Source organism: Enterobacter sp. EGD-HP1, from assembly GCF_000733275.2.
Taxonomy (GTDB): domain Bacteria; phylum Pseudomonadota; class Gammaproteobacteria; order Enterobacterales; family Enterobacteriaceae; genus Enterobacter.
Genome location: NZ_AVOP01000035.1, coordinates 85,819 through 111,077 on the forward strand (window position 1 = coordinate 85,819; position 25,259 = coordinate 111,077).

At 58.1% G+C, this 25,259-nt stretch carries 22 protein-coding genes; 9 read left to right on the top strand and 13 right to left on the bottom strand.

The genetic code is table 11. The annotated features are described in order from the left end of the window. Nucleotides 1-10: 10 nt before the first annotated feature. From N037_RS20470 to opgC, 5 genes are read right to left on the bottom strand one after another with little or no spacing between them, the layout of a single operon-like run. Complete coding sequence (locus N037_RS20470; RefSeq protein WP_032643088.1) at nucleotides 11-436, bottom strand: ATP-binding protein; 426 nt, start codon at nucleotides 434-436, stop codon at nucleotides 11-13. After that, entirely contained in the window at nucleotides 437-775 is a 339-nt protein-coding gene (locus tag N037_RS20475) for an STAS domain-containing protein (RefSeq protein ID WP_032643090.1), read from the bottom strand. After that, on the bottom strand, nucleotides 765-1,979 hold the full coding sequence (locus tag N037_RS20480) for a PP2C family protein-serine/threonine phosphatase (protein ID WP_032643092.1): 1,215 nt from the start codon (nucleotides 1,977-1,979) through the stop codon (nucleotides 765-767). The genes N037_RS20475 and N037_RS20480 overlap by 11 nt, the downstream gene beginning before the upstream one ends. A 9-nt stretch (nucleotides 1,980-1,988) precedes the next feature. Beyond that, nucleotides 1,989-2,888, bottom strand: coding sequence for a hypothetical protein (locus N037_RS20485; RefSeq protein WP_082440908.1), 900 nt, complete (start codon nucleotides 2,886-2,888; stop codon nucleotides 1,989-1,991). Nucleotides 2,889-2,899: 11 nt separating this feature from the next. Then, the gene (opgC, locus tag N037_RS20490; RefSeq protein WP_032643096.1) at nucleotides 2,900-4,117 is read right to left on the bottom strand and encodes an OpgC domain-containing protein; all 1,218 of its coding nucleotides are present in this window, start codon (nucleotides 4,115-4,117) and stop codon (nucleotides 2,900-2,902) included. A gap of 281 nt (nucleotides 4,118-4,398) precedes the next feature. Here opgC and N037_RS20495 point away from each other — a divergent pair, with 281 nt between their 5' ends. The 9 genes from N037_RS20495 to N037_RS20535 all read left to right on the top strand — a co-directional run bounded on the left by N037_RS20495 (nucleotide 4,399) and on the right by N037_RS20535 (nucleotide 17,417). Next, nucleotides 4,399-6,216 carry a glycosyltransferase family 2 protein gene (locus tag N037_RS20495; protein WP_032643098.1) on the top strand — a complete coding sequence of 606 codons (1,818 nt, stop codon included), beginning with the start codon at nucleotides 4,399-4,401 and terminating at the stop codon, nucleotides 6,214-6,216. Beyond that, the gene (locus N037_RS20500) at nucleotides 6,213-7,544 is read left to right on the top strand and encodes a DUF3131 domain-containing protein (protein WP_032643100.1); all 1,332 of its coding nucleotides are present in this window, start codon (nucleotides 6,213-6,215) and stop codon (nucleotides 7,542-7,544) included. Before N037_RS20495 ends, N037_RS20500 begins: the two co-directional genes overlap by 4 nt. Continuing rightward, on the top strand, nucleotides 7,541-9,088 hold the full coding sequence (locus N037_RS20505) for a DUF3131 domain-containing protein (RefSeq protein ID WP_032643102.1): 1,548 nt from the start codon (nucleotides 7,541-7,543) through the stop codon (nucleotides 9,086-9,088). The genes N037_RS20500 and N037_RS20505 overlap by 4 nt, the downstream gene beginning before the upstream one ends. Continuing rightward, entirely contained in the window at nucleotides 9,073-10,467 is a 1,395-nt protein-coding gene (locus tag N037_RS20510) for a DUF3131 domain-containing protein (RefSeq protein WP_032643104.1), read from the top strand. Before N037_RS20505 ends, N037_RS20510 begins: the two co-directional genes overlap by 16 nt. Continuing rightward, entirely contained in the window at nucleotides 10,464-10,889 is a 426-nt protein-coding gene (locus tag N037_RS20515; protein ID WP_032643106.1) for a globin, read from the top strand. The genes N037_RS20510 and N037_RS20515 overlap by 4 nt, the downstream gene beginning before the upstream one ends. A gap of 11 nt (nucleotides 10,890-10,900) precedes the next feature. Further along, nucleotides 10,901-13,567 carry a hybrid sensor histidine kinase/response regulator gene (locus tag N037_RS20520; protein WP_032643108.1) on the top strand — a complete coding sequence of 889 codons (2,667 nt, stop codon included), beginning with the start codon at nucleotides 10,901-10,903 and terminating at the stop codon, nucleotides 13,565-13,567. Next, on the top strand, nucleotides 13,564-15,735 hold the full coding sequence (locus N037_RS20525) for a glycoside hydrolase family 2 protein (protein WP_032643110.1): 2,172 nt from the start codon (nucleotides 13,564-13,566) through the stop codon (nucleotides 15,733-15,735). The genes N037_RS20520 and N037_RS20525 overlap by 4 nt, the downstream gene beginning before the upstream one ends. 94 nt (nucleotides 15,736-15,829) lie before the next feature. Further along, nucleotides 15,830-16,117, top strand: coding sequence for a VF530 family DNA-binding protein (locus N037_RS20530; RefSeq protein ID WP_032643112.1), 288 nt, complete (start codon nucleotides 15,830-15,832; stop codon nucleotides 16,115-16,117). 7 nt (nucleotides 16,118-16,124) lie between these two features. Next, on the top strand, nucleotides 16,125-17,417 hold the full coding sequence (locus N037_RS20535; RefSeq protein WP_032643114.1) for a glycoside hydrolase family 10 protein: 1,293 nt from the start codon (nucleotides 16,125-16,127) through the stop codon (nucleotides 17,415-17,417). 39 nt (nucleotides 17,418-17,456) lie between these two features. On the opposite strand, the gene dsbG is transcribed toward N037_RS20535, so the two are convergent. The 8 genes from dsbG to N037_RS20575 all read right to left on the bottom strand — a co-directional run bounded on the left by dsbG (nucleotide 17,457) and on the right by N037_RS20575 (nucleotide 25,248). Further along, complete coding sequence (gene dsbG, locus N037_RS20540; protein ID WP_032643116.1) at nucleotides 17,457-18,215, bottom strand: thiol:disulfide interchange protein DsbG; 759 nt, start codon at nucleotides 18,213-18,215, stop codon at nucleotides 17,457-17,459. 41 nt (nucleotides 18,216-18,256) lie between these two features. Next, nucleotides 18,257-18,868: a DsbA family protein gene (locus tag N037_RS20545; protein WP_032643118.1), complete on the bottom strand. Its 612-nt coding sequence runs from the start codon at nucleotides 18,866-18,868 to the stop codon at nucleotides 18,257-18,259. A 6-nt stretch (nucleotides 18,869-18,874) separates the two neighbouring features. Next, complete coding sequence (locus tag N037_RS20550) at nucleotides 18,875-20,899, bottom strand: protein-disulfide reductase DsbD family protein (RefSeq protein WP_032643120.1); 2,025 nt, start codon at nucleotides 20,897-20,899, stop codon at nucleotides 18,875-18,877. A gap of 47 nt (nucleotides 20,900-20,946) precedes the next feature. Then, nucleotides 20,947-21,318, bottom strand: a complete 372-nt coding sequence (locus tag N037_RS20555; protein ID WP_023335770.1) for a hypothetical protein — start codon at nucleotides 21,316-21,318, stop codon at nucleotides 20,947-20,949. A gap of 87 nt (nucleotides 21,319-21,405) precedes the next feature. Beyond that, nucleotides 21,406-21,966 carry an RNA polymerase sigma factor gene (locus N037_RS20560; protein ID WP_082440909.1) on the bottom strand — a complete coding sequence of 187 codons (561 nt, stop codon included), beginning with the start codon at nucleotides 21,964-21,966 and terminating at the stop codon, nucleotides 21,406-21,408. A 5-nt stretch (nucleotides 21,967-21,971) separates the two neighbouring features. Beyond that, a complete protein-coding gene (locus N037_RS20565) occupies nucleotides 21,972-22,391 on the bottom strand; it encodes a hypothetical protein (protein ID WP_032643124.1) in 420 nt (139 codons plus the stop codon). 200 nt (nucleotides 22,392-22,591) lie between these two features. After that, complete coding sequence (locus N037_RS20570) at nucleotides 22,592-24,142, bottom strand: methyl-accepting chemotaxis protein (RefSeq protein ID WP_032643127.1); 1,551 nt, start codon at nucleotides 24,140-24,142, stop codon at nucleotides 22,592-22,594. Between the two features lie 89 nt (nucleotides 24,143-24,231). Next, on the bottom strand, nucleotides 24,232-25,248 hold the full coding sequence (locus N037_RS20575; RefSeq protein ID WP_032643129.1) for a LacI family DNA-binding transcriptional regulator: 1,017 nt from the start codon (nucleotides 25,246-25,248) through the stop codon (nucleotides 24,232-24,234). Between the last annotated feature and the right edge of the window lie 11 nt (nucleotides 25,249-25,259).

Here is a 25,259-nt window from a genome sequence, read left to right on the forward strand (position 1 = left end):
GGCCAGCAGGTCATACGCTGATTTTCTTATCAAGCGTGGCAATATTTTTATCTGCCTTTCTCTCCACCGAGAAACGATCGACGCTCAGCAAAATGAGCATCAGCCCCCTGCCGCTCTCCTGTAACGGCGAGATTTCGCAGAAGCGGTCTCGTCGGGCGGCCTCAAGCCGCTCCAGCGGGAATGCATCGCCCGCGTCGGTAAAGACAACGCGGACATTATGGTCCCGAATGTCGAACTCTACGCTAAATGTACGTGAAGCATCCTCATGCAGCGCGTGCCGGATGATATTCGTCGCCACTTCACAGACGGCAAGGTCGAGCGCGAAACGCCACTCATCGTCAACGGCAAGCGCGCTCAGACGGTCTCCCAGCCAGCCGGCAAGCGGCGTCAGGGAGCCGAGCGCCGCCGGAAATTCTGCATGCTCCGGCGTCTGCATCTACTGCCCCAGCTGCGCAAGCGCGCTGTTTTTATCCGGATAGATGCGGAATATGCGATCCATTCGGGTCAGGGTGAACATATTCATGATCCCGGGGTTCAGGGAGCACAGCGCCATTTCGCCTTTCCCGTTCATCAGCTTAAACAACGACACCAGCATCCCCAGCCCGCTGCTGTCGATAAAGTCCACTTTGCTAAAATCGACAATTAAGGCTTTACGATCGCTGCCAATTTCTTCCGTGACAGTGGCCTTAAACGTCGCGGCAATGGACGCATCCAGCCGCCGGACCGCTGGCGTAAGAATGTTGGCATTCGGTAATCGTTCAGTGTTAATAATCATTCTGTTCTCCCTGACGCTCAATCGCTAACAGTGAAACGTCATCGGTTAAGGCGGTCGGTTCATGTCTATTTGCATTGCGCCAGCCGGTCAGGTGTTGGCCGAACCGCGGCAGGAGCTCGTCAACCGGCAGATGGGCATGCTCATGAAGCCAGCGTTCCAGACGTTGCGGGCCAAACTGCTCGCCCTCGCTATTCTCACACTCCGTGATGCCGTCACTGAATAAGCATAAGCGATCCCCTGGATTGAGGGTAAAAGCCACATCCTCCCAGCTGAGATCGGGCATCAGTCCGACAGGCGGTCCACCTTCGCCAACGTAAGTGACGGCACTCTCTGCGTTCACAATCACGGGAGTAGGATGCCCCGCCTGACACAACAGTCCCTGACCACTTTCAGGATCGATCACGCCGTAGATGATGGTGAAATAGCTGGTGATGTCGTTTTCTTCACTGCAAAAGCGGCTGTTCAATATTCTGACGACCTCGGCAGGCGACTGAATTCCGCCCTCTGCGGTAAACAAAAAACGGTCCACCACCCGGCCGTGCAGGAACTGACGCGCCACGGCGAGGGACATCATCGCGGCCCCCACGCCGTGACCGGACACGTCAACGCAATAAAACCCCAGATGAGAGTCCAGAGGAAAAATATTGAAGACATCGCCCGATACCCAGGCAGACGGTAAGAAAAGCCAGTCGGAAAAGTAGTCCCCGAAGCGCAGGCGGTGTGAAGGCAGCACCGAGTGCTGAACGCGCGCCGCCAGCTCAAGATCCTGTTCAATCTGGCGTAACGCTCCACTCAGGCGCTTATTATGCGCCGCAAGGGTCGCTTCCAGCGTCAAAATACGTACCCCGGCATGGAGCCGCGCCCGTAACTCAGCCTGTTCGACGGGTTTGCTTAAAAAATCATCCGCCCCGGCATCAAAACCCTGCGTTAAATCTCCGGCATTCTCGCGGGCCGTGAGCAGAATGATATACACATAGTGGCCAAACTGACGGTTGCGGATCGTCTGACAGAGCGTAAGCCCGTCCATTTCCGGCATCTCCCAGTCGCTTATCACCATGCTGATCGGCTGGCTGGACAATATTTCCAGCGCGGCGACGCCATTTTCCGCCTCGCTCACGATATACCCCCACTGGGTGAGCATTCGGGAGAGTAACCGACGATAAATCAGCGAATCTTCAACGATTAACACGTGCAGCGCCGACATGTATCCCTCCTATAGCGGTAAGAACCAGATGAGGCTCACGGTCCCTTCCCTGAATTTTGCGTTACCGTTGCCGTGCCCCGGATAGCGCGTCCCCGCATAGTTCGCGTACTGAATGGAGAACGAACCTGGCGTATAGCCCGCATAGCCAAAGCTGTAGCTGTAATCGCCGTTCCAGGGCTGCTGCTGGCTGCTGTCCGGGAACCAGAACGCCGTTGCGCGAACGAAGAAATGTTGTTTGAAGGTATAGCCGCAGCCGCCGAGCATGACGTTTTTATTTTTGCGGATATCATCGCTGCTGAGGTCGTAGTAGCGCGGAACCCAGCTGTACCCGACCTGGCAAATGATAGAGTCGCCTTTATTAATCAGGAGCGTGTTTTCGACCGGTTTCGGTAGCGAAAACTTATAGGCCAGCGTAAAGGCGCCCTGTTCGAAATAGGTGTGTCTCCGGCTACCCGCCGTCCAGAAGTGGTTATCGCCATAGTTGCCGTAGACCAGGCTGAACGTATTGGCATGCCAGTCGTCATAGCCGAAGCTGTAGCGAAAATCGGCGGTATAGCGGGTGGTATCTCTGACCGGCAACCGGGAGGTGATGTTGGCAAACCAGAAGCTGTAGGGGGAATACTGCAGGCTAAGGTTCAGCGTCTGGTTAATTTTTTTCGCCTGGGCGGCACTGTCCGAGCTGTTGGGCACGCTCACCATCTGCTCTTTCAGCCCAGAACTAAAGCTCAGGGCGCCTGAAAATTTCTTGTCATTTCCTGAGAACAGGCGCCCCCACCGGCTGGTAAATACGCCTGCCTGAACGGGTTCGCCGTTCTTATCGCGCAACGTCTCTTTCTCACTGCTTTGCGCCGCATCCGCCGCAGGTATTGCGGCGAGTAAGACGCCCGCCAGGAGCCATTTTTCGCGCATAACCGCCATCCTTAGTTAGGTATCCAGCGTGCTGCGACGTTGTATTTTGCCATGAGCCACAAAATGCCCAGTGCCGCAGCATGCACTAACGTATTTTCTATCCAGGCATGACGCCACAAATCGAAGGTGATGAACTGACTCACCAGCAGCACCACGTACACATGCAAAATGAAGGTATAAAGCGAGTGCTGGCCTAACGGAATAAGAAACCATCCCAGCAGGCGGTTGAGCGGCGTCCAGCAGTATGTCAGCACCAGATAGACGGTAACCATCAGGGCGATATCGTTTAACATCCGCACCGGGCCCAGCCCATTTTTCGCCGCCCAGGTGTGATAAAAGGTGTTGAAGCTGTCAGGCGGAATCACGTGCATCAGCAGCGCGGGGGGCATAAACGGGTTGGTATGGTTCTGTGCTATGAACCCCAGAATGAGCGCCACTATCACCAGCGCAACCACCACCACTTTACCTGCAGGCGTGCGTGCGAAAGAGATCAGTTCAGCTTTATACCAGCCGCTGGCCATGCCCAGAACAAAGATGAATTGCCAGGCCAGCAGCGGAAAGGCAAATTCGAACTCCGACGGCGTCAGCCGGAGCGGCCACCGCTGCCACAGGCCGTATACCAGCAGAGACGCCCCCAGCAGCCACCAGACGTTACCCTTCTGTAGCATCCCCAAAAATAGTGGGCTGAAGAGCAGCAAAAAGATATACAGCCCCAGAATTTGGGTCTGATGAGGGCCAATCTGCAAATAGAGGATAATGTTAAACCAGGTCTCTTTTATTTGCGGCGTGACCGGATAAAGCGACCAGCTTTCACCCGAAAAGCGGTCGGTAAAATGAGTGACCTCAAAAAGATTAATATGTGGGATATAGGCCAGGAGAATAAACGACACTATGATAATGATATTTACACGATATATTTTCCACGCTCTGAGATAAAGCCCCCACGAAACCGTGAGTAATACAACTTTTTGCAGGCGAGCGCGATTCAGCATCCCCAGCATAAATCCCGAGAGAATGACAAAACCTTCTGCACCTGTGGTTAATCCAAAACGCTCCCAGGAGAATATATTAAATACCGACATCACCTCCGTATGCGCCACGACCATCATGACGAGAGCAATGCCGCGCATAAAGTCAATTCTCAGGTCCCGGGAACCTGCAAGGGCATACCGCCATGATGTTGATTTTTCTATATCCGCTTGCGCGATCGGCGGCGCAATATGGCTCATAGGGTATCCTTTACCTGGAAACGAAAATTAGCGTCTAAATAAAGTAGATAGCCTAAAGGAATAGTAACCGCAATTTATCACGGACAGATGAGGCGGATTAAGCAAAATTTAACCTTAATTAACCCCCGCTAAATAATAGTCATAAACGTGGCTGGACACTTTTATTCGGCGTTCTACACTTATCTTAAATCTTGTTTAATCGCTATTTTCTTTCGCTTTTGGGCAACTGCTTGCGCAGCAGAATAGGTCTGCATTTTCACGGAATCAGGAACGCCGGAACTATGGATTTTTATTTTTCCCGTTTTGAACATCGTCGACCTCCGGAACCGTTAAAAACACCGCGCTGGGTAATGATGACCTGGCAGGTGTTAGCGGTCGCGGCGCTTATTCTGGGCGCAAATTATATTTACTGGCGCTGGACCGCTTCCCTGAATACGGACGCCTTATGGTACGCCATACCGCTGGTACTTGCCGAAACCCTGGCCTGGATCGGTACCGTACTGTTTACCATCAACTTATGGAAAGAACAGGATCCTCCCCAGAGTCCGCCTCCGAGCGAGATTAACGACTGCCTGGCACCGGAGGAGGCCTTAGAACCCCGTCCCGTTAAGGTGGATCTGTTCATTGCCACCTACTCCGAAGATACCGAGCTGGTGAGGCTGTCCATTCGCGACGCCCTGAAGATGGATTACCCGTACCCGATTGACTACCGAATCCACGTCCTCGATGACGGCCGTCGCCCGGAGATGAAAGCCGTTTGCGATGAGGAAGGCGTCAATTACATCAGTCGCCAGACCAACATCGGATTTAAGGCCGGTAATCTGCGCAATGGTCTTGAGCAAACCGACGGCGATTTTCTTGTCATCTGCGACGCCGATACCCGTGTATTTCCCACCCTTCTCAGCCATACGCTGGGCTATTTCCGCGACCCGGACGTGGCCTGGGTGCAGACGCCGCAGTGGTTCTTCGATCTTCCGGAAGGAGAAAGTTTGTCGCGCTGGGGCCAGCGGAAAGCCGGAAAAATGGGCTATGGCCTGGGCTGGCTGATTCAAAAGTGTGTCGGCCCGGTCACGGTTGGCCGCGACCCGTTTTTTAACGATCCGCGCATGTTCTATGACGTCATCCTGCGGCGGCGCAACTGGGCGAACGCCGCATTTTGCTGCGGCGCGGCGTCCATCCACCGTCGCGAGGCGGTTATGCAGGCCGCGCTGAGAAGCTACGTTTGGTCCGTCGAAGAGGAGATCCATCGCCATACCCGCGACATTCGCGATGACGAAACGCGGAGCGCGCTACAGGAGGCGATGCGCCCGCACGTGGCATTCGACACCGAACTCACGCCCTACAAGTTTCACGTCTCCGAAGATATTTACACCTCGGTGCTGCTGCACGGTGACGCCGCAAGACGCTGGCGTTCGGTCATGCATCCGCGCGTTGAGTCGAAGATGCTCTCTCCGCAGGATATGCTGACGTGGATGATCCAGCGCTTTAAGTACGCCGCAGGTTCGCTGGATATTTTATTCCATGACAACATCTTCAGCCGTCGTCGCTTCAGGCTTTCACTCCCCCAAACGCTGATGTATGCCACAACCTTCTGGTCCTATATGGCCTGCGTGTGGAACACGGTATTTTTGATCTCGCCCATTATCTATCTGTTCACCGGCATTCCGCCGGTATCGGCCTGGTCGACGCCGTTCTATCTCCACTTTCTCCCCTTTTTTATTTTCTCCGAACTGGCCTTTATGTTCGGGACATGGGGAATTTCGGCCTGGGACGGCAGGGCCTCCTACCTCTCCTTCTTTTCCATGAACCTGCGCGCGCTCAATACGGTGCTGCGGGGCGAACAGATCAAGTTTCACGTCACGCCAAAAGAGCGGCAGACGGGCCGTTTTCTCTATCTGGTGAAGCCGCAGATTGCCATCGTGGTGCTGACCCTGGCAGGGCTTGTATGGGGAGGGATTCAGGTTGCACGCGGACAGGTCGACGATCCTTCTGGCTACGTCATCAATATTTTCTGGGGAGGCGTGAACATCGCCGCCATGCTGCCGCTGATATTCGCAGCCATGTGGACGCCCGCCGAAGACGATGAGGTCACCCAATGAGAATACGTGATGCCCTGCTTTCCGCGCGCAGTTATCTCACTATTCTGCTGGGGTTCCTGCTCGGCTTTGCCATTGTGGTATGGGTTGAGAAACAAATGCCTTCGCGCGTGGAAAGCAGCGGCGGCATTGCGCTCAGTAAAGACTTCCCGCCGCTGCCCGAAAAACGCGAGCTGACCTATGACGAGGCCATCTGGGCGCGGGTGGCCTGGCAATACTATGTGAACAATACCCAGCCAAATGGTCTGGCGAATGCCAGCGACGGTGAGCCCTGGCTGAGCCTCTGGAGCGTAGGGAGCTATCTGTTTGCGGTCGCTGCCGCAGAGCAGCTTAATATCATTTCCACCGATGAGTTTGACGAGAGGGTCAGCGCGGCCCTGTTTACGCTGGGGCAGCTGCCGCTTAATGAGAAAGGCCTCCCTGCCGCGTATTACCATGCGGACACACTCAAAATTCTGGGGAAACCCGACGCCTCCGCAATTGGGCTGAGTCGTCTGCTGACGGCGCTGCAGACCATTCTGTGGCGCTATCCTCAGCACGCGGCCGCTATCCGCGATCTGTTTAGCGTCTGGCGCACCGGCGCGCTGATTGAAAACAGCACCCAAAGCCACGCGGCGGTACCGCTCCATCACTGGACGCTGGCTGCCGACGAGCAGCGGGACAGCTTTGGCTACCGACTCTATGCCAGCCATACGCTGCGCTTGATTGACAGTACGGCGGGACTGGCGGTCACCAATCCGCCCGAAGGGCAAAAGATGATCGACCTGGATGGGATCATGGTTCCCGATGAAGGGCTGCGCACGCCCTGGGGCAAGCAGACCTCCCTGATCAGTCTGCCCTATCTGCTAACCGGACTCGAACTGGGTTTTGACGCGCAGAGCGCTGAAATTGCGTGGCGGATTATGCAGATCCAGCAGCGGCGCCACGGCCTGCGCACGCCAAAGCCGCCTGTCAGCACCGATTATGCCGAACCGGCACCGGATTACGTTACCGATCTGCCCAACAGGCAGCCGGTTCAGGCGCGCGCCCTGCGCGAAGAGGTGCCGGAGAAGGTGGCGATCGCCTCAACCCGCACCGCGTTTGCCTGGTATGCTCTGTTCCGCAATAGCTGGAGCGATGCGCTGCGCCAGCAGGTTCTGCCGCTTCTGGTGCCGGGTAAAGGCTGGCAGCGCGGCTTCAATCTTAATAACAGCGTTAATAGCGTCGTGGACGCCGACACCAACGCCATCGTGCTGGAAAGTCTGTCGTATATCGCGCACGGCCAGATGCTTTGTCTGGCCTGCTTCTCCACAGCCACTCATTCATCCACTCCCGCAGGAGCAACGCCATGAAGCCAAGATCCCCGATCCTTTTCCACCTGCTTACGGGAATAACGATCTGCTGGCTGGCGCTCTCGACCGCGCGCGCGGATACCGGGCTGCCTGCATCAGGCTACGCCCCGCGCAGCGGCGAGCTGACGGCCCGAGAGATGACTATTGCGAAAAACGCCTGGCAGTATTTCGTTTCAAACTATCAGCCCACGACGGGCCTGGTGAATGCGGTCAACAAATATCCCTCCACCACCATGTGGGACAGTGCGTCCTATCTGGCCGCTATGACGGCAGCGCGCGAGCTGGGGATCATAGATAAAGCAGAGTTCGATCGCCGGATGCTGAAATTCCTCGCCACGTTAAACACCCTGGTGCTGTTCCGCAACGAGCTGCCCAACAAAGCCTATAACACCATCAGCGGCCAGAAGGTGGACTACACCAACAAGCCCGGCGAAATTGGCTTCTCGGCCCTGGATATTGGGCGAATGCTGGTCTGGCTGAAAATCATCAAAGAGCGTTACCCGGAATACGGCAACAGCATTGATAACGTGGTGCTCGGCTGGGATTTCAGCCACGCGATCGACCCCTGCGGCACGCTGTACGGAGCCTATCTGGAGAACGGCCAGCCGAAGTATGTTCAGGAAGGCCGCCTGGGCTATGAAGAGTACGGTGCGGCAGGCTTCCAGCTTTGGGGGTTCAATACCTGTAAAGCCAGCCGTCCGCAGCCATACGAGCTGGCCGAGATTTACTGCGTGCTGGTTCCGTATGATTCACGCGACCCGCGCAACACGTCTCAGCATAACTATGTGGTGACGGAATCCTACCTGCTCTACGGTCTTGAGTTCGGCTTCGATAAGCCGACCGACCGGGATAACGCCCCGCGCGACTACTCCCTGACGTGGATGAAAAACTTTGCCGATCGCGTTTATCAGGCTCAGGAGAACCGCTATACCATCACCGGCGTCCTCACCGCGCGCTCCGAGCACCAGCTCGATAAAGCCCCATACTTCGTCTATGACACCGTCTTTAGCGACGGGTACAACTGGAACACCATTACCGACAAAGGACAATTCGTCCCTAACGCTGCCGCGATTTCACTGAAGGCGGCGCTGGGAATGTGGGTCCTGTGGAACTCGCCTTATACCGACCGCCTGCTGAATACCATTGAGAATGCCAACGAAGAGGGAAAAGGCTACTACGAAGGGCTGTATGAAAACGGCGACGGGCCGATCAAGGAGTTCACCGCGAACAATAACGGCATCATGCTGGAAGCCCTGCTGTTCAAAAAAGAGGGCAAACTGCTGGCCTTCAATACCGACAACCCGAAAAGCAAGGATTTTGCGCCGTCGCTGTGGGATCAAAAGCTGCTCGATCAGTTTGAAGAGAATAACGCCCTGCGCAGCCGCCCGTTCCTGACCAGCACGCCGGCCGTAAAAAGCTGGTGCGACCGGACCGGCATCACGCAGCGCACCAAACCCGCCTGCCAGGCCTGTCAGTGCGCGTCATGCAGCGCGGACGAGCCGGTTAAACTGCCTCCGGTGACTGCACAATGCTTAAAACCATAGCCAAAGGGCTCGCGGGATTACTGCTCGCAGGTGTGGTCATCTTTGCTCTGTTTGGCCATCAGGGGGCTGGCTGGCGCTGGCTAATCAATGGCGGCTGGCACTCCAGCGCGCGTATCGCTGCCCTGACGCCGGAAGAACGGAAATGGGCGGCGATCGCCTGGCGCTATTTCGTCAATAATACCCAGCCGCAAACGGGCCTGGTCAACGGAAGCGACAAACAGCCCCGCGTCACGCTCTGGCAAATGGGCGATACGCTTATCGCCCTGCTGGCGGCAAAAGAGCTGGGGCTGATTGATGAGGCCGAGTATGACGCCCGCCTGACGCGGCTGATGGGCACTCTCAACCGCCTGATGCTGACCGAGACCCGAACGCCAGGACGGCTCTATTCCAGCCAGACGGCGGCGCCGATCGACTTTAGCGGCAAGCCCGCTAAAAATGGCTGGTCCGCACGCGACATGGCTCGCCTGATGCTCGCCCTGCGCCTCACCGCTGAGCGGGAGCCGCAGTACAGCGAGTATCTGGATAAAATCATTCTGCGCTGGAACTTCTGCCCGGTCATCGATAGCGAAGGCGAACTGTGGTCCTCTTCCCTGCAAAACGGCCAGCCGGTGGTCCGTGAGGAGCTGCGCCTGGGCGAAAGCGAATATGCCGCGACGGCGTTTCACCTGTGGGGATTTTCCCCGGATAAAGCGTTTACGCCCCCGGCGCACCACGTCATCATCGCCCAGCGGCGCCTGGCCGTGGACGCCCGCGATCCGCGCACCACGTGGCAGCCCTCCCTGATAACCACCCTTCCCTATATGCTGCCTGGCCTGGAGTTTGGCTGGGAGCCGGAAGGCGTTGCGGCCGATCGGCAAAAGCGCCTGCGCAAGCAGGCGGAAAACGTCTGGCTAAGCCAGAAGACCCGCTGGGAGACCGATAAGATCCTGACGGCCAGAGCGGATTTTTCACTGCCTCAGGCCCCCTGGCATATACAGGATACCGTCTGGGGAAATGGCTATGCCTGGAACTCTGTTGGCGATGATGGCCGGGATTACACCCGCTTCGCGCAGGTGTCGACAAAAGCGGTTTTTGCGCTGTGGGCCTTGTGGGATACCTCTTATACCGACGTCCTGATGTCGGTCACCGAGCACCTTAACGATCCGCAGAAAGGCTGGTACGAAGGCCGCCTTGAAGCCACGGGCGATACCAACGCCTCCCTGACCCTTTCTACCAATGCCACGGTTCTGGAAGCCCTTTTCTTTAAGCACAACGCCGGGCCGCTGTTTGACGCCCGCCGGTCTAAGAAAGAGAGCTACTTTACGCGCCGTGTGGCAGAGGAATATACGCCAGTCGGGCACTGCCTGCCGGGCGAAAACGCCGTAAGGAGGACGCCGTGAAGTTTTACCGCGATCTGTTTGAGTCCAGTCTGAACCGCGTCTTTCCGGATAATGACAAAACAGCGTTTTTTCAGACGTTCTATGACGCCTTCGTCCATATGTCGCCCGAGACGGAGCAGCATTTTTCTCGCCTGCCGGATCGTGAAGGTCAGCAGACCCTGTTTAAAAGTTTCTTCGCCATGCTTGCGGTAGACGGCGCCCTGACCGTCCCTGATTTTCTCGAACGTCTGGCGCGGGAGCAAAGCGACGACGGCCTGCACCTCCCCCCACGATTTTTCGCGCTCTGGCGAGAAGCGATGTTGAACGCGGTCAGCGAGCGCGACCCGCAGTGCGACGATGAGATCCTGACGGCCTGGGCGATGGCTATCGCGCCCGGGCTGGAATACCTGCGCCGACAGGCAGAACTGCACTACCGCGAGTAGGGAGGATCACGATGAGTTCGTTCACGTACGATCTTAACGCGCTGCCGGCCGCCGTCATGATTTATGACTGCGATGAGCGCCTGCAGGCCTGGAATCACAACGTGGCCCTTTTTTATCCCGTCATCACCCCCTGGCTGCAGGTGGGTACGCCCCTTGCTGAGCTGGCGGAACGCTTTATCGACGCCGTTTATAACGTAGACCCCGGCCTGCGCCAGACGCTACGCGAGTCGGTCGTACGCAACTGTCGGCAGGATAAACACTGTGAGGTGCGTCAAGTGGGCCAGCGGCGTATTTTCGTCCAGCATCAGCGCCTTGCGGACGGCGGTATTGTCAGCCTGCACAGCGATATTACGGAGCTGGATGAGGCGCAGCGCTCGCGCCACCAGCTGCATGACGATTTTCAGCTGGCGGCGGAATCCATTCATATTGGGATCTGGGACTGGCAGGTTTCCGGCGACGCGTTACAGGTTAACGACACGCTGCTTGCCATGCTGGGCCAGTCGCGATCCCAGTGGAGATATCCGCTTCAAAAGCTGCTAGACCTTGTTCACCATGACGATCGCCTCATACTACGTGAGGCGCTGCTTGCTTCAAAACAGGCGCATCGCCCGGTCTTTGAATGTGAGATCCGCATGCATCATCCCACCGAAGGACTGCGCTGGATGCTGCTGTCCGGGCAGGTGGTCACGCTCTCCATCGAGGGAAACGCCGAGCGCGTTATTGGCACACTGCAGGATATTACGCGGCGCAAAGAGGCTGAGATTCAGGCGTTCGCCTCGGCCCTTGAGGCACAAAAAGCCAATGAGGCCAAAAGCGCATTTCTGGCGAACATGAGTCATGAAATCCGCACCCCGATGAACGGCATTATTGGCATGACCCAGCTGTGCCTGGATACCACGCTCAGCGCCGATCAGCGCGATTACCTGACGCTGGTGATGAGTTCTGCCCAGTCCTTGCTGCATATCATCAACGATATTCTCGACTTTTCCCGTATTGAAGCTGGCAAAGTGGAGCTGGAGGCGGAACCTGTCCCTGTCCGCCCCTTCATCCAGTCGCTTATTCGCCCGCATATGCCGGGCGCAAGCGAAAAAGGCATTGAGCTTCTGGTTGATATTGCACCCGACGTTCCCGACGTGCTGCTGGTCGATGGTGCCCGGCTGCGTCAAGTTCTGACCAATCTGCTGGGTAATGCGCTGAAATTTACGCACCAGGGAGAAGTTATCCTGATTGTTGAATCCGGGGATGACCCGAATCACTGGCGTTTTCGGGTGCGCGACAGCGGTATTGGTATCCCGGCTGATAAGCAAAAGGCCATTTTTGAAGCCTTCAGCCAGGCGGATAACTCAACCACCCGCCGCTACGGCGGTACGGGGCTAGGGCTAACCATCTCTTCGCGACTGGTTGCGGCGATGGGCGGCGGGTTGACGGTCACCAGCGAGCCGGGGAAAGGTAGCGAATTTTCGTTCGTACTGCCGCTTTCAACGCAGTGTCTCATCCCTGAGGAACGCCCGCGTAGCCAGCGCTTTAACGGGGAACCCGTGCTGGTGGTGGATGACAACGAAACCAACCTCCGGCTGCTGGCCACCATGCTGAGCCAGATGGGGCTGAAACCCACCTGCGTCAACAATGCCAGCGAGGCCATCAACCGGGTTAAAGCGAGTGCCTGGCCGCTGATCCTGCTGGATGCGCAGATGCCGGATATGGACGGCGTGTCTCTGGCCCTTGAGCTTTCGGTGCTGCCGCAGATTTCTGAAAGCCATATCATCATGCTGAGCTCTATGAGCCGACATTTTGATATCAATATGCTGAAGCGAATTGGCATCAAAAACTATCTGCACAAGCCTATCGCCCAGGACGAGCTGCATCAGGCGATTGCCGCGGCGTTTGAACGTGCGCCGAAGACCGTGGGGGAAACCACGCCCGCCCCCGTCGCCGCCCCGGGCGCTACGGGGCTACGGATCCTGCTGGCTGAAGATAACCTCGTTAATCAGAAGGTTGCCGCGCGCCTGCTGGAACGCCTCGGCCATACCTGTCAGATCGTCGATAACGGCGTCGCGCTGCTTGAACGCTGGCGCACGGGCGTGTGGGACGTTCTGCTGATCGATCTTCAGATGCCCGAGATGGACGGCGAGACCGCCATACGCCTGCTTCGCGAGGAGGAACGCTCCCGGCCCGGACCGGCTCAGCCCGCCGTCGCCATGACCGCACACGCCATGCAGGGGGATAAAGAGCGCTGCCTTAATATGGGCTTCGACGGCTACATTGCCAAACCCATCAGCCAGGAACGTCTCGCTGAGGAGATAGCTCGCGTGCTCGAGCATCATGATGATTCCTCCGTTTTTCCTGATGAAGCGCGCCTGCTGAAACAGTGCGCTGATGACCCTGCCCTGGTTCAGGAGCTGCTGGCCCTGTTTGGCGAAGGGCTGGAGGAGGCCATGAAAACCCTCACCCGGGCTATCGACAGCGATGACCGAGAAGCGCTGCGCCGCACGGCCCACAAGCTGCGCGGAGAAGCCGTCACGCTGGATTTCGGGCGGCTAGCCCGTCAGCTGCAGACGCTGGAGAGCGAGGCGCACACGCAGGACAGGCAACAGCTTGCGACGCTAAACCGGCGTCTTCAAATGGAATCGCAGCGTCTGATGGCGTGGCTCAACGCGCGAGGGGTAAACGAACCATGACCTGTAGCTGCGCGCTGCTCTTTGCGCTGTTTATTCCACCGCTGGCGGCGAACCCGGTACCGGTCAGCTGGTCTCTGGCTGGTACCTGGCAGGTTCAGGACGCCAGTGACGGCACGCCTCCTCCCGCATCAGGCTGGCGCGGGCTGAAAGTTCCCGCCAACTGGTACAGCGCGGGGTATGATCATCAGGGCGCGCTGTGGTATAAGCACGCCTTTACGCTACCCCTTCAACCGCACGACGTGATGAGCACCCTGGTATTTGACGGCGTCGATTACCTTGCCGATGTGACGCTGAACGGCCAGCCGCTGGGCAAGCACGAGGGCTATTTTCAGCGCTTTTCTCTGGATGCCAGTGCCGCGTTACAACGTCACAACCAGTTAGTGGTACGGGTGGATAGCCCTTACGAAGATCCGCACAAGGTCTGGCCGCTGCATAAAACGGTTATGAAGGGGATTCTTAATCAGCATGATACGCGTCCCGGCGGTGCCTGGTCGCCGGAAGGACAGGACGCCAACTCTGGCGGCATTTGGGCACCGGTCAGGCTGCATCTGAGCCGGGGCGCCACCCTGGATGAAATCATCCTGCGGCCTGACTGGTCGCAGGGGCTGAAAAGCCCTGCACTGAAGGCTGAGATTCGCTATCGCGCACTCGGGAAGGGACAGGCTACCGCGCGGCTCACCGCCACGCCCGCCAATTTCAGCGGCAAACGCTTCCAGGCAGATTTTCCGGTTACCCTGGAAAACGGCGCCCATTCCGCGCGTGTCACGCTGCCCATGCCTGCGGCAAAACTGTGGTGGCCGATCGGCACCGGGAAACCCCATCTGTATACGGTTCGCGTCTCATTACGGGATGAAAAAGGGTTAATGGATACGGCGGTCACCCGCACCGGACTGCGCAAGATCGTTGAGCAGCCAGACAACAAAGGCTGGCTCATTAACGACAGGCGCCTTTTTGTTAAGGGCAGCAATTACATCGGCTCCCCCTGGCTCGGCACCATGACGCGAGAAAAATATCGTCGCGATCTTCGTCTGGCAGAAGCCATGAACGCCAATGCCATTCGCGTACACGGACACGTCGCGGGGCGCGCGCTGTATGACGTTGCCGATGAGATGGGCATGATGATCTGGCAGGATGTTCCGCTGCAGTGGGGCTACGACAGCAGCGACGCCTTTACCAAAAATGCGGTTCGACAGACGCGGGAGATGATCGAACAGTTTGGCAACTCACCCGCCATCATCGTCTGGGGCGGCCATAACGAACCGCCCTGGAATTCGCCGTGGATGGAAAAACGCTTCCCGGACTGGAACAAAAACCTCAACCGCGAGCTCACGCAGCGGGTAGCGGATACGCTTGCCGAAGATACCTCCCGCATCGTGCATCGCTTTTCCGCCGTTGAGGAGCACTACTGGGCGGGCTGGTATTTCGGTAGCGTACGTGACCTGCTGACCCCAGCTAAAACGGGGATCATTACCGAGTTTGGCGCGCAGGCGCTGCCCTGCTTGTCCACGCTAAAAACCATCATCCCGGCTGCGCATCTCTGGCCAAAAACCACCGCCGCCGACGATCCCGGCTGGAGCGTCTGGAAATACCATAATTTTCAACCCTTTCAGACCTTTAAGTTTGCCGGTATCCCGCGCGGAAACACCATTCAGGAAATGATCCGCAATACCCAGGCGTATCAGGCGCGGCTGGTGGCCACGGCGGCCGAGAGCTACCGCCGACAGCGCTACCAGCCGGTGACGGCCCTGTTTCACTTTATGTTTGTCGAGACCTGGCCCTCCATCAACTGGGGCGTGGTGGACTATCTCCGTAAGCCTAAAGCCGGTTTTTACGCGTTAAAACGCGCATACCAGCCGGTTCTGCCGTCCATTGAACCGGTCACCCCGCAGTGGAAATCCGGCACGGCGGCGACCGTGCGTCTCTGGGCCATCAACGACACCTGGAAACCGTGCAGCGAGTGCCGTCTGTCGTGGCGTATCACCCAGCGCGATAAGGTGCTGGCAAAGGGCAGGATGACGATGACGATCCCCGCAGATTCGGGAACGATGGTCAAAACGCTGACGGCCACGCCCGTGGGCCAGGATGAGGTGTCGATTAGGTTTACGATTGAAAACAGAGCGGGAAAAACAGTCGGTGAAAATCAGCGCACGGAGCCCGTCATAAAGTGAGCAAGGGGAAAAGGAAAATTGCCGCTTCCCCTGCTTTCTTGTACCCTTTCAGCGTTTACCCCAATCCCCTAAAAATCGAGACATCCGGACGCCTATGACTGCACATATTTCCAACGATCCTTTGCACGGCGTAACGCTCGAGATGATGGTCAACGCCCTGGTGGCGAAATATGGCTGGAGCGAGTTGGGTGACAGAATCAAAATTAACTGCTTCAAAAAAGATCCCAGCGTTAAATCGAGCCTGAAATTTCTGCGCCGCACCCCGTGGGCGCGCGCGGAGGTCGAAGCCCTGTATCTGGACTCCCTCCACGATGAGGCAAGCACAGAACAGGCGGAGCCCGCCTTTAATCCCTGGGCCAACAGTCGGATTATCAAGAGCTAATACGCAAATGACGCGACACGTAAAACGGATTGGTGCGCTGGCTGCCTGCGCGCTTTTACTTGTGAGCTGCTCCTCGAAACCACCAAAGTCACTGGTTACCCCTCTCCCCACCGCGAGCAAGCCGACGCAGCAGGCAAACGAGCCGATGCGCGGGATCTGGCTGGCAACCGTCTCTCGTCTCGACTGGCCGCCGGTAGCCTCGGTGAACGGCCGCAGCGCGGACCAGCGCATCGCGATGCAGAAGCAGGCGCTGATCGGCAAGCTCGACAACCTTAAGCACCTCGGTATTAACACGGTGTTTTTCCAGGTGAAGCCGGACAGCACGGCCCTCTGGTCATCAAAAATTTTGCCGTGGTCGGATATGCTGACGGGCAACATCGGCGAATATCCGGGCTACGATCCGCTGCAGTTTATGCTGGATGAAGCGCACAAGCGCGGCATGAAGGTCCATGCCTGGTTCAACCCGTACCGCGTGTCGACCAACACCAAACCGTCGACCATCGCCGCCCTGAACCGGACGTCCTATCAGACCCCGTCCAGCGTCTATGTCCAGCACCCTGAGTGGGTGCGCATCTCGGGGGACCGCTTTGTTCTCGACCCCGGCATTCCGGAAGTGCGCGACTGGATCACCCGCGTGGTGACCGAGGTGGTGGCGAACTACCCGGTAGACGGCGTGCAGTTCGATGATTACTTTTACGCCGAATCACCGGGGTCCGCGCTCAATGATTCGCAGACCTGGCGGCAGTACGGTCAGGGATTTGCCTCAAAGGCCGACTGGCGAAGACACAACACGCAGCAGCTGATCGTCCAGGTTTCCCGCGCGATTAAACAGACAAAGCCCGACGTTGAGTTTGGCGTCAGCCCGGCTGGGGTGTGGCGTAACCGCTCCTTTGACCCGGCAGGCTCCGACACTCGCGGGGCCGCGGCCTACGATGAGTCCTACGCCGATACGCGGCAGTGGGTGCAGCAGGGCCTGCTGGACTACATCGCTCCGCAGATTTACTGGCCCTTCTCGCGGGATGCCGCGCGCTACGACGTGCTGACCAAATGGTGGGCCGACGTGGTGAAGCCGACCCACACTCGCCTGTATATCGGCATTGCGTTCTACAAGGTGGGCGAGCCGTCGAGAAACGAACCGGACTGGACGGTTCAGGGCGGCGTGCCGGAGCTGAAAAAGCAGCTCGATCTCAACGATTCGCTGCCCAACGTCAACGGCACCATCCTGTTCCGGGAAGATTACCTGAACCAGCCGCAGACGCAGCAGGCGGTGAACTACCTGAAAGGGCGCTGGGGAAGCTAAGTGACTATCAGGCAGAAACGTCCTGTTTCTGCCTGTTTTTTACGGCTTCGGCCCGAACATCGCCTCAAGCTGCTGCGCATCCGGCATACCGACCACCTGCTGCAGCTCATTTTCCGCATTCAGATAGTAAATAGCCGGCGTGGCGTTAGCGCCCAGGCTGTCCATCAGCGTCTGGTGCTTCTGCAGGATCGCTACCGTTTCGCGGGAAGCCTCGCCCTCTGGCTTCGGTAACTTTTTCCCACCGGAAAGCTCGTATTCGCGCCAAGCCGAAACCGGATCTTTCGCATTCAGAATCGCCGAGGCGTTACGTCCGCTGTTCGGGTTGAGAAACGCCACCAGCAGCGTGTTGAGCTGCACCTTGCCCGCCTTCACCCACGGCTGGGCTTCGGCCCAGAACTGCTTGCAGTACGGGCAGAACGGATCGGCAAACACAAAGACTTTACGCGGGGCGTTATCCGCCCCTTCCTTCAGGGGATGCGCCGCGTTGAGCTTTTTCCACATCTCGCGGCCCATCGGGGCGTAGATCTCTTTCTGGAAATAGCCTTCGCTAAGGTTTTTTCCTTTGTCATCGTACAGATAGCCTGAAATGACGTGCTTGCCGTCCGGGGTTAAAAAGAGCGTCACGCCCATATCCTGATACTGCCCCAGCCAGGCGGGCGCACCGCCCGGCGCATCCAGCTTCTTGATGATTTTAATGTTCTGCTGCTCGCTGAAGTGCTTCACCACGTCCGGTATGGCTTCAGCCGCCTGCGCCAGCCCTGACGTCGCCAGCGCTGAAAGTAACAGTAATTTTTTCATTTCCCTCTCCGGTTTGTCGGGGGCATTCCGCCCCCTTCAGGTTAGCGGTTTTTCAGTGCGTCACTGACCATTTCGTCGAACTGTTCAAACGGCACCCAGCCGGGCAGCAATCCCTCGCCGATGAGCGTGGCGGGCGTGCCCTGGATCCCCATTTTTTCCGCGACGATGAGGCTGCGCCTGATCGTCAGAAAACTCGCCTCGTCCGGCGTCGTCACGCTCACGCCCGCCCGCTTCTGCGCCTCCTGAATGCTGGCGTCATCGTGGTACCCCTTTTTCGCCATCAGCGTGTGGTTCAGCTTCATAAACTGCTCAGGATGCGCACGCCAGAGCGTTAACGCATCCCGCGCGGCAGTTAGCGAACTTTCCGAGCGAAAAGGTAAAAACTTAAAGACCACCGCGACGTCCGGATGCTTTTCGACAATCTTCTCCAGGTAAGGATCGAATTTTTTACAGTACGGACAGTTGTAGTCGGTAAACACCACCAGGGTGAGCTTTGGGTTTTTCGCGCCGATGCGCGGTGAGTTCGGATCGTTAAACAGGAAATCAGCGATCATCTTCTGCGCACGCTGCTCCTGGTCCGGCGTCAGCGGCTGGGCAGCGAACACCTGAACCGGGGCCAGCAGGAACAGAAGCGTAATAAGGAGTTTTTTCATAATTCGTTAGCCTTTAGCGTTGTTCAGGGTGGCGATCAGAGTGCGCTTGTCCAGCAGCGGCGAGAGGATGTCGCCGTCAGGCAGGCCGGGGCCATACACCGCGTTAAACGGAATGGCGTAACGGTTTCGCTTCGCCAGAAAATCCGCGATAAACGCGGACGGCTGGCTCCAGTCTCCGCGCAGGGCCACCACGTCCGGCTGGCGCAGCGTGGCAATAACGTCCGGCTGATTCAGCACCCGATGCTCGTTGACTTTGCAGGTCACGCACCAGTCCGCCGAGATATCCACAAACACGCGTTTTCCCTGCGCCAGCGCCTGCTGGATGGCTTCCTCGCTGAGTGGCTGCCACGGGATAGTCTGAGCAGCATTCTGCGCCACGGCGTCAGACGGGGAGTTAAGCAGCCCGCGCGCCTGATACCCGCCGAACGCCGACAGCGCGATGACCACGAGCCAGAACAGCGGTGAGGATTTTTGCCCCTTCAGCGCGAACAGCGCGAGCGCGACGGCGATGAGCACCAGCATCACCATCTGGCTGACCGACTCACCCAGATGCACGCCCAACAATGTTGCCAGCCAGAGGCTGGAGGCGAGCATCATCAGGCCCAGAACGACTTTGAGCGTGTTCATCCAGCGGCCGGGTTTCGGCAGCAGCATGGCCGTTTTCGGCACCAGGGCGACGAACAGCCACGGCAGGCTCATGCCCACGCCGAGCATCAGGAAAATGAGCCACAGGGAATGCAGCGGTGCGCCAAGGGCAAAGGCGACCGCCGTACCGAGGAACGGCGCGGAGCACGGCGTCGCCAGCAGCGTGGCGAACATCCCTTCGCAGAAGCTGCCGCCAATCCCCGATCCCCCTGCCGTCGCCAGCCGTCCCGTGGCGGCGGAAGGCAGCAGCATCTCAAACGCGCCAAACAGGTTCAGCGCAAACAGGAAGGTGACAGCGACCATCAGGCCGATAAACCACGGGTTCTGGAACTGAATGCCCCACCCCAGCGACGCCCCGGCCAGCTTCAGCGCGGTCACCATCGCGGCCAGCAGCATAAAGGAGGTGAGGATCCCGGCGCTGGTGGCCAGAAAGCGCAGCCTGATCGCGCGCCTGTCCGATCCCGCCTGCAGGATGCTGTTAAGCTTCATGCCCATGACCGGCAGCACGCAGGGCATCAGGTTGAGGATCAGCCCGCCCAGCAGCGCAAAGAGCACCATTTTTCCCGTCCCTTCAGGCGCGGAGGGTGCTTCGGGCGTCGCGCCAACGGTCATGGTGGTTTGCTGCGCGTGACCGCCACTGGTCAGCACAAACGACAGCGTCTTGCCTTCCAGCGAGGCGGGTTTTTCGCCCCATTCGTCGGTCACGGGTACCGTCACCCGAAGGGTATTGCCGTCGTGTTTAATGACCGGCTCGCCGGGAAGAATGTCACCCTCCAGCGGGTCAAAGTAGATCCCCGGGTTATCCCACTTCCCGTCCGTCGTGCCGGTAATCACCAGCTTGTCGCCAGCGAGCCAGGCGAAGAGATCCCTGGATACGCCTGACGTACCGGGCACGGCGCGCATCGCCTGCTCGAACTCGCTGCGGAAGCCCTCGTCCACCGGCTGGGTAAAATCGAGATGCAGCGGGTAGTCCGTCAGCAGGCAGACGTTACTGCACGTGGAGAGCGTGAGCGTTCCGTCGAGCGTGTCGCCCTTCACCCCGTCGAGCGCGATCGGGATAGTGACTTTATCGTGATAGCCCTGCGTGGTCATGCCGGAGATATCGAAGCGCGACGGGACCGGCCAGGACCAGCTGTCCGTTACGCCTTCCGGCCAGCTGATTTTTGGCGCCACGCCGCCCTCGCCCGGCGATCGCCAGTAGGTTTTCCAGCCGGGCTTTAGCTCAACGATGAGCAGGCCTTTAACGTGCGTTTGTTCCCTTTCCGCCTGAAAGCGGATGCGGGCGTGATCGTTTTGTGGGGAGACCTGCCAGCCGGTGTCCGCCGCATGGACAATGCCGATGCAGGACAGCCACAGGAAGACGAATCCCCTGAAGAGGTTAACCATGTATTACTCCGTGAACAGTGAAAATTATCGTGTGAGGACGATGATTTTCATTCACGGAAAACGCAGTTTTTAAGGTGTATTCGGGGAGGCGGTGCCTGAACGGGCTGTTCGACGGGAGCCAATGCCCGCCCTTGCGTAAACAGCTGCAGCAGCGCGAAGAAGATAATAATGGCAGGTAGCGCGCCGTCGAAGAACAGCGGCTGGGCGCAAAGCAGCGAGTGTGCGCCCAGCTGACAGGGCGACGGGCCGGGCTGTTCGGTGCTACTGCTTTGAGCCGGGGCATCTGCACTCAGTGAAATCTGCGGATCCAGTCCCTGTAAAAAATGGTTGAGCATCACCGCACGCTGCACGAGGCAAAGCGCCATCGCGAGACAGGTGACGATCAAAAGCCATTTTCCGAGGAGCTGACGGTTGCGCATAACGTTCCAGAGTAACAAGACGCCCCGATCATAAACGATAGTGATGAATCTACAAGTGCCGGAAGTGTAAGGTTTTGTCTGTCGCCGCTATTCGCCCGTTAGCGCGTCATAGACGTCCCGCAGCCGCGTGCGCAGAAACAGCACCGCCTTGTGCTTGCGGGATAGCAGCGCCTGTTCGCTGGCGCCGGTCTCCTCTGCCAGCATTTTAATGCTGTAGCCGTGAAGTTCGGTCTTCTCAAATACCTCCCTCTGCGGCGGCGGCAGTTCAGACAGCGCCTGTCCCAGCTCTTCCCACAGCAGCGTTTTGAGGTACTCCTCTTCCGGCGTGTGCGGTACGCCGAACAGGGTTTCGGCCAGCTCGTCCTCCGGGAACCCCTCCTCGTCTTCGCTCGTAAAATAGCCGGAGAGCGACACCTCGCGCTTTTTACGCGCCCGGTCGGTCATCTCGTTACGCGCCGCGCGGAACAGCCAGGCGGCAACGTTTTCGACCGGCTGCTCCACTTTCATCAGCTGGTACGTCACTTCCTGCAAAATGTCGTCGGCATCATCGCGAACGGAGGTCCGCCCCCGAATGAAGGCTTTCAGCCGGGCGCGGCAGGCATTGAGCGCCGACATCAGCATGGATCTGCCCGCCTCCCCGGCTTTCATTTCGCTCACTCTGCGTCCGGCGCTTTTGGCGTGGCGTCGTCGCGCTTATCGTCACGATGACCGTGCCAGCCGCAGTGGCCGCGGCCGTGGCGACCAAACCCTTCGCGGCGCTGCTGAATAAACGCCTCGCGCTGCTCGGGCGTCATGTTCATCCAGCGCTCGTGCATCCGACGGTGCGCGCCAAACATTCCCGGGCGGAAACCCAGCCCACCGAACAGAATGCGGCTCAGCACCAGAATGCCCAGCGCCTGCCAGAAGCCGATGGCCTTAACACCGAGGATGGCCGGGAGCAAGGCGTTCCACAGGGTCATCACCACCAGGCCGAGCACGATGAAAATCACCGCGCCGATGACTAAACCTTTGCCCATACGGTGGCGACCAAATCCGCGTCCGTGACCTCTGCCGTGCAGTTCAAAATCTCTCATGGTGTTTACCTCGTTTACAGTAACTGATTATGGCGTGTGATGAGGTAGACGGATGAGGGAGGGAAATATTGCTGGGATGAATGAAATAATTACTCGGGCCGCACATTCGCGGTTATTGCCCGGCGGCGCTAACGCTTGCGCGGGCCTACAGGTTTCGTAGGCCGGGTAAGCGTCAGCGCCACCCGGCACATGTCAAAGGCTTACGCCTGCACCGGCAAACTAAAACTCGAAATACTCCGCGAAAGCTGCTGCGCCTGCTCTTCCAGCGAGGCCGCTGCCGCAGCGGACTGCTGTACCAGCGCGGCGTTCTGCTGGGTCACGCCATCCATCTCTGTCACCGCCTGGCCGACCTGGCTAATCCCGCGGCTCTGCTCTTCGGAGGCGACGGAGATCTGCTCCATCAGCGTATTCACTTTATTGACCGACGAAATAATTGAGTCAATCACCTCGCCCGAGCGGCTCACCAGCTCCGCACCGTTTTTCACGCTGGAAACCGACTGGGCAATCAGGCTCTCGATGTCTTTCGCCGCCACCGCGCTTTTCTGCGCGAGAGTGCGTACTTCACTGGCCACGACCGCGAAGCCGCGACCCTGCGTACCGGCGCGCGCCGCTTCAACCGCCGCGTTCAGCGCCAGAATGTTAGTCTGGAAGGCGATGCTGTTGATTACGCTGGTAATATCTTCGATGCGCTTCGAGTTCGCCGCGATGGTATTCATCGTGTCGATGACTTCGCGGGTTACCGCTTCACCGGTGTGGGCATTTTTCACCGCGTCCTGCACCAGTTTCCCGGCCTGATAGACGTTGTCGGTATTGTTCGCCACCGTCGCGCTCAGCTCTTCCATGCTTGCCGCCGTCTGGGTCAACGCGGAAGCCTGCTGCTCGGTACGTGACGCCAGGTCGATATTCCCGGAGGCAATCTCCTGCGCCGCGTGCGTCACGGTATGGCTCGCATCGCGCACCTGGGCGATGGTCGCCAGCAGCGCCTGACGCATCTGCTCCATCGAGCTCATCAGATGGTCGATTTCGTTGCCTGAACTCCCCTTAACCGGCACCGGAATATCCAGCTTGCCTGCCGCAATCTGGCTACAGTGCTCGCGCGCCAGGTTGACCGGCGCAAACACAAAGCGCTTCATCAGCAGGCTGACGGCGACAATCACCACCACAAACAGGCTGGCGATAGCGGCAATGATCGCCAGGCCAGAGACGAAATTGCTGCTTGCATCCTCGTTCAGGGTTTTGGCGTATTTCTGGTGCACGGAAAGGACCTGGTCGAGAACGATCTCGTACTGGCGGTCGAGACGGGAGACTTCCGGGATCAGCGCGTTGAATTTGGCGACATCGTGCGCCTCGGCGGCATCGATCAGCGGCGCCAGCCCCTGGTTGCGGTAGTTTTGCCAGGCATCCTGATAGGCACTTACCAGCGGCGCTTCATCCGTCAGACGCGGCGAAGCCATGAAGGCCGCAAAGGCGTGGTCCGCTTTGGTCAGGGCCTCTTTCACGGCGGTGAGCTTTGCAGCCCCGTCCGCCGCGTTGCCCGCTTCCACCATCTTCACATACTCCATCACCCTGACGCGCAGCGTACGGCTATGGTTGATCGGGTCAATAATGGACAGCACAACCTGGATCTCTTTGTTGACGTTATCCAGGGAATTATTACTTTTAATGATGAGGCCAACGCTGGTCACAGTGCTGACAACAAAGAAGAAAAGCAGTGAGAACAGGACGATCAGAGACGACTTTTTCAACGACATAAACCAATACCTCAAGGAAAATTATTCCTTATGGTTATCGGCGATTCCAAAACTTAAATTAATTAAAGTTATTGAAGTATCAAGTTGGGCTATTTCGCTGACTTATAGCGTCGCTGCAGGGTAGCATCCAGTTTCCGTTGCAGCGGCTCGGGAGTCTCGCCCTCAATCAATTTGCTAATCAAATCAAAGCAGTGCCACGCCAGCTGACGGTTATCCTGGCGAATGGTATCCACGGGGATCGTCAGCGAATCGTAGAGATAGTGATCGTCAAAGCTGGCTAACCTGATATCACTTTGCAGCAGGTTATGTTGGCCCATATAGCGCAGTACTCCTTCCAGCAGCCCGCAGGCGGCGGCGAACAGCGCTTTCGGCGGACGCCCCAGACGGGCGCAGAGTTCAGCAAACATCTCGTAACCGGAGCTCGGGTGATAGTTACCGTGAATGATCCACTCGGGGCGCAGTTCCACACCGGCATCACGCAGCCCTTGCTTAAATCCTTCCAGACGGTCACGCGTCGGGGATAGACGGGGCTGCCCGCCGAGGAAGTAGAACTCATCGGGATGCTGGCGCGCAATGTCGGCCACCAGTTCCGCCGTTGGGGTAATCGAATCGGTGATCACCAGCGGCAGCGCGCTGTCGTTGATGTGGCGGTCAAACAGGACAACGGGCAGCTGTTCGCTCAGCTTGTGGTAGTCCGCATCGTTAAGCATGCTGGAGGCCACAATCAGCCCGTCCACCTGGCGCGCCACCATGTTGTTCACCACCACCGTCTCCTGCCCCGGGTTTTCATCGCTACAGGAGATCAGCAGCTGAACGCCCGCCTCGCGGCACAGCGTTTCCAGCTCGTGAGAAAAGACGGCAAAACCGTAGTTGGTGATCTCCGGAACCACCAGACCAACGGTGTGGCTGCGGTTATCGCGCAGCGACCGGGCGTGAATGCTGGGCTGATAGTGGTGCTCTTTTGCAATCGCCAGCACGCGCTCGCGCGTCTCCTCCGCCACGCGAAGCTCTTTGCTGCGCCCGTTGAGGACCAGGCTGGCGGTGGCTTTTGACACGCCCGCCAGCTCCGCGATGTCTTTAATGGTGACGCGTTTTGTTTTTCTCACAACGACTTAGA

Coding starts and splice junctions, on each gene's coding strand:
- N037_RS20470 (WP_032643088.1), bottom strand. CDS start 436: ATGCAGACGCCGGAGCATGCAGAATTTCCGGCGGCGCTCGGCTCCCTG.
- N037_RS20475 (WP_032643090.1), bottom strand. CDS start 775: ATGATTATTAACACTGAACGATTACCGAATGCCAACATTCTTACGCCA.
- N037_RS20480 (WP_032643092.1), bottom strand. CDS start 1,979: ATGTCGGCGCTGCACGTGTTAATCGTTGAAGATTCGCTGATTTATCGT.
- N037_RS20485 (WP_082440908.1), bottom strand. CDS start 2,888: ATGCGCGAAAAATGGCTCCTGGCGGGCGTCTTACTCGCCGCAATACCT.
- opgC (WP_032643096.1), bottom strand. CDS start 4,117: ATGAGCCATATTGCGCCGCCGATCGCGCAAGCGGATATAGAAAAATCA.
- N037_RS20495 (WP_032643098.1), top strand. CDS start 4,399: ATGGATTTTTATTTTTCCCGTTTTGAACATCGTCGACCTCCGGAACCG.
- N037_RS20500 (WP_032643100.1), top strand. CDS start 6,213: ATGAGAATACGTGATGCCCTGCTTTCCGCGCGCAGTTATCTCACTATT.
- N037_RS20505 (WP_032643102.1), top strand. CDS start 7,541: ATGAAGCCAAGATCCCCGATCCTTTTCCACCTGCTTACGGGAATAACG.
- N037_RS20510 (WP_032643104.1), top strand. CDS start 9,073: ATGCTTAAAACCATAGCCAAAGGGCTCGCGGGATTACTGCTCGCAGGT.
- N037_RS20520 (WP_032643108.1), top strand. CDS start 10,901: ATGAGTTCGTTCACGTACGATCTTAACGCGCTGCCGGCCGCCGTCATG.
- N037_RS20525 (WP_032643110.1), top strand. CDS start 13,564: ATGACCTGTAGCTGCGCGCTGCTCTTTGCGCTGTTTATTCCACCGCTG.
- N037_RS20530 (WP_032643112.1), top strand. CDS start 15,830: ATGACTGCACATATTTCCAACGATCCTTTGCACGGCGTAACGCTCGAG.
- N037_RS20535 (WP_032643114.1), top strand. CDS start 16,125: ATGACGCGACACGTAAAACGGATTGGTGCGCTGGCTGCCTGCGCGCTT.
- dsbG (WP_032643116.1), bottom strand. CDS start 18,215: ATGAAAAAATTACTGTTACTTTCAGCGCTGGCGACGTCAGGGCTGGCG.
- N037_RS20545 (WP_032643118.1), bottom strand. CDS start 18,868: ATGAAAAAACTCCTTATTACGCTTCTGTTCCTGCTGGCCCCGGTTCAG.
- N037_RS20550 (WP_032643120.1), bottom strand. CDS start 20,899: ATGGTTAACCTCTTCAGGGGATTCGTCTTCCTGTGGCTGTCCTGCATC.
- N037_RS20555 (WP_023335770.1), bottom strand. CDS start 21,318: ATGCGCAACCGTCAGCTCCTCGGAAAATGGCTTTTGATCGTCACCTGT.
- N037_RS20560 (WP_082440909.1), bottom strand. CDS start 21,966: ATGAAAGCCGGGGAGGCGGGCAGATCCATGCTGATGTCGGCGCTCAAT.
- N037_RS20565 (WP_032643124.1), bottom strand. CDS start 22,391: ATGAGAGATTTTGAACTGCACGGCAGAGGTCACGGACGCGGATTTGGT.
- N037_RS20570 (WP_032643127.1), bottom strand. CDS start 24,142: ATGTCGTTGAAAAAGTCGTCTCTGATCGTCCTGTTCTCACTGCTTTTC.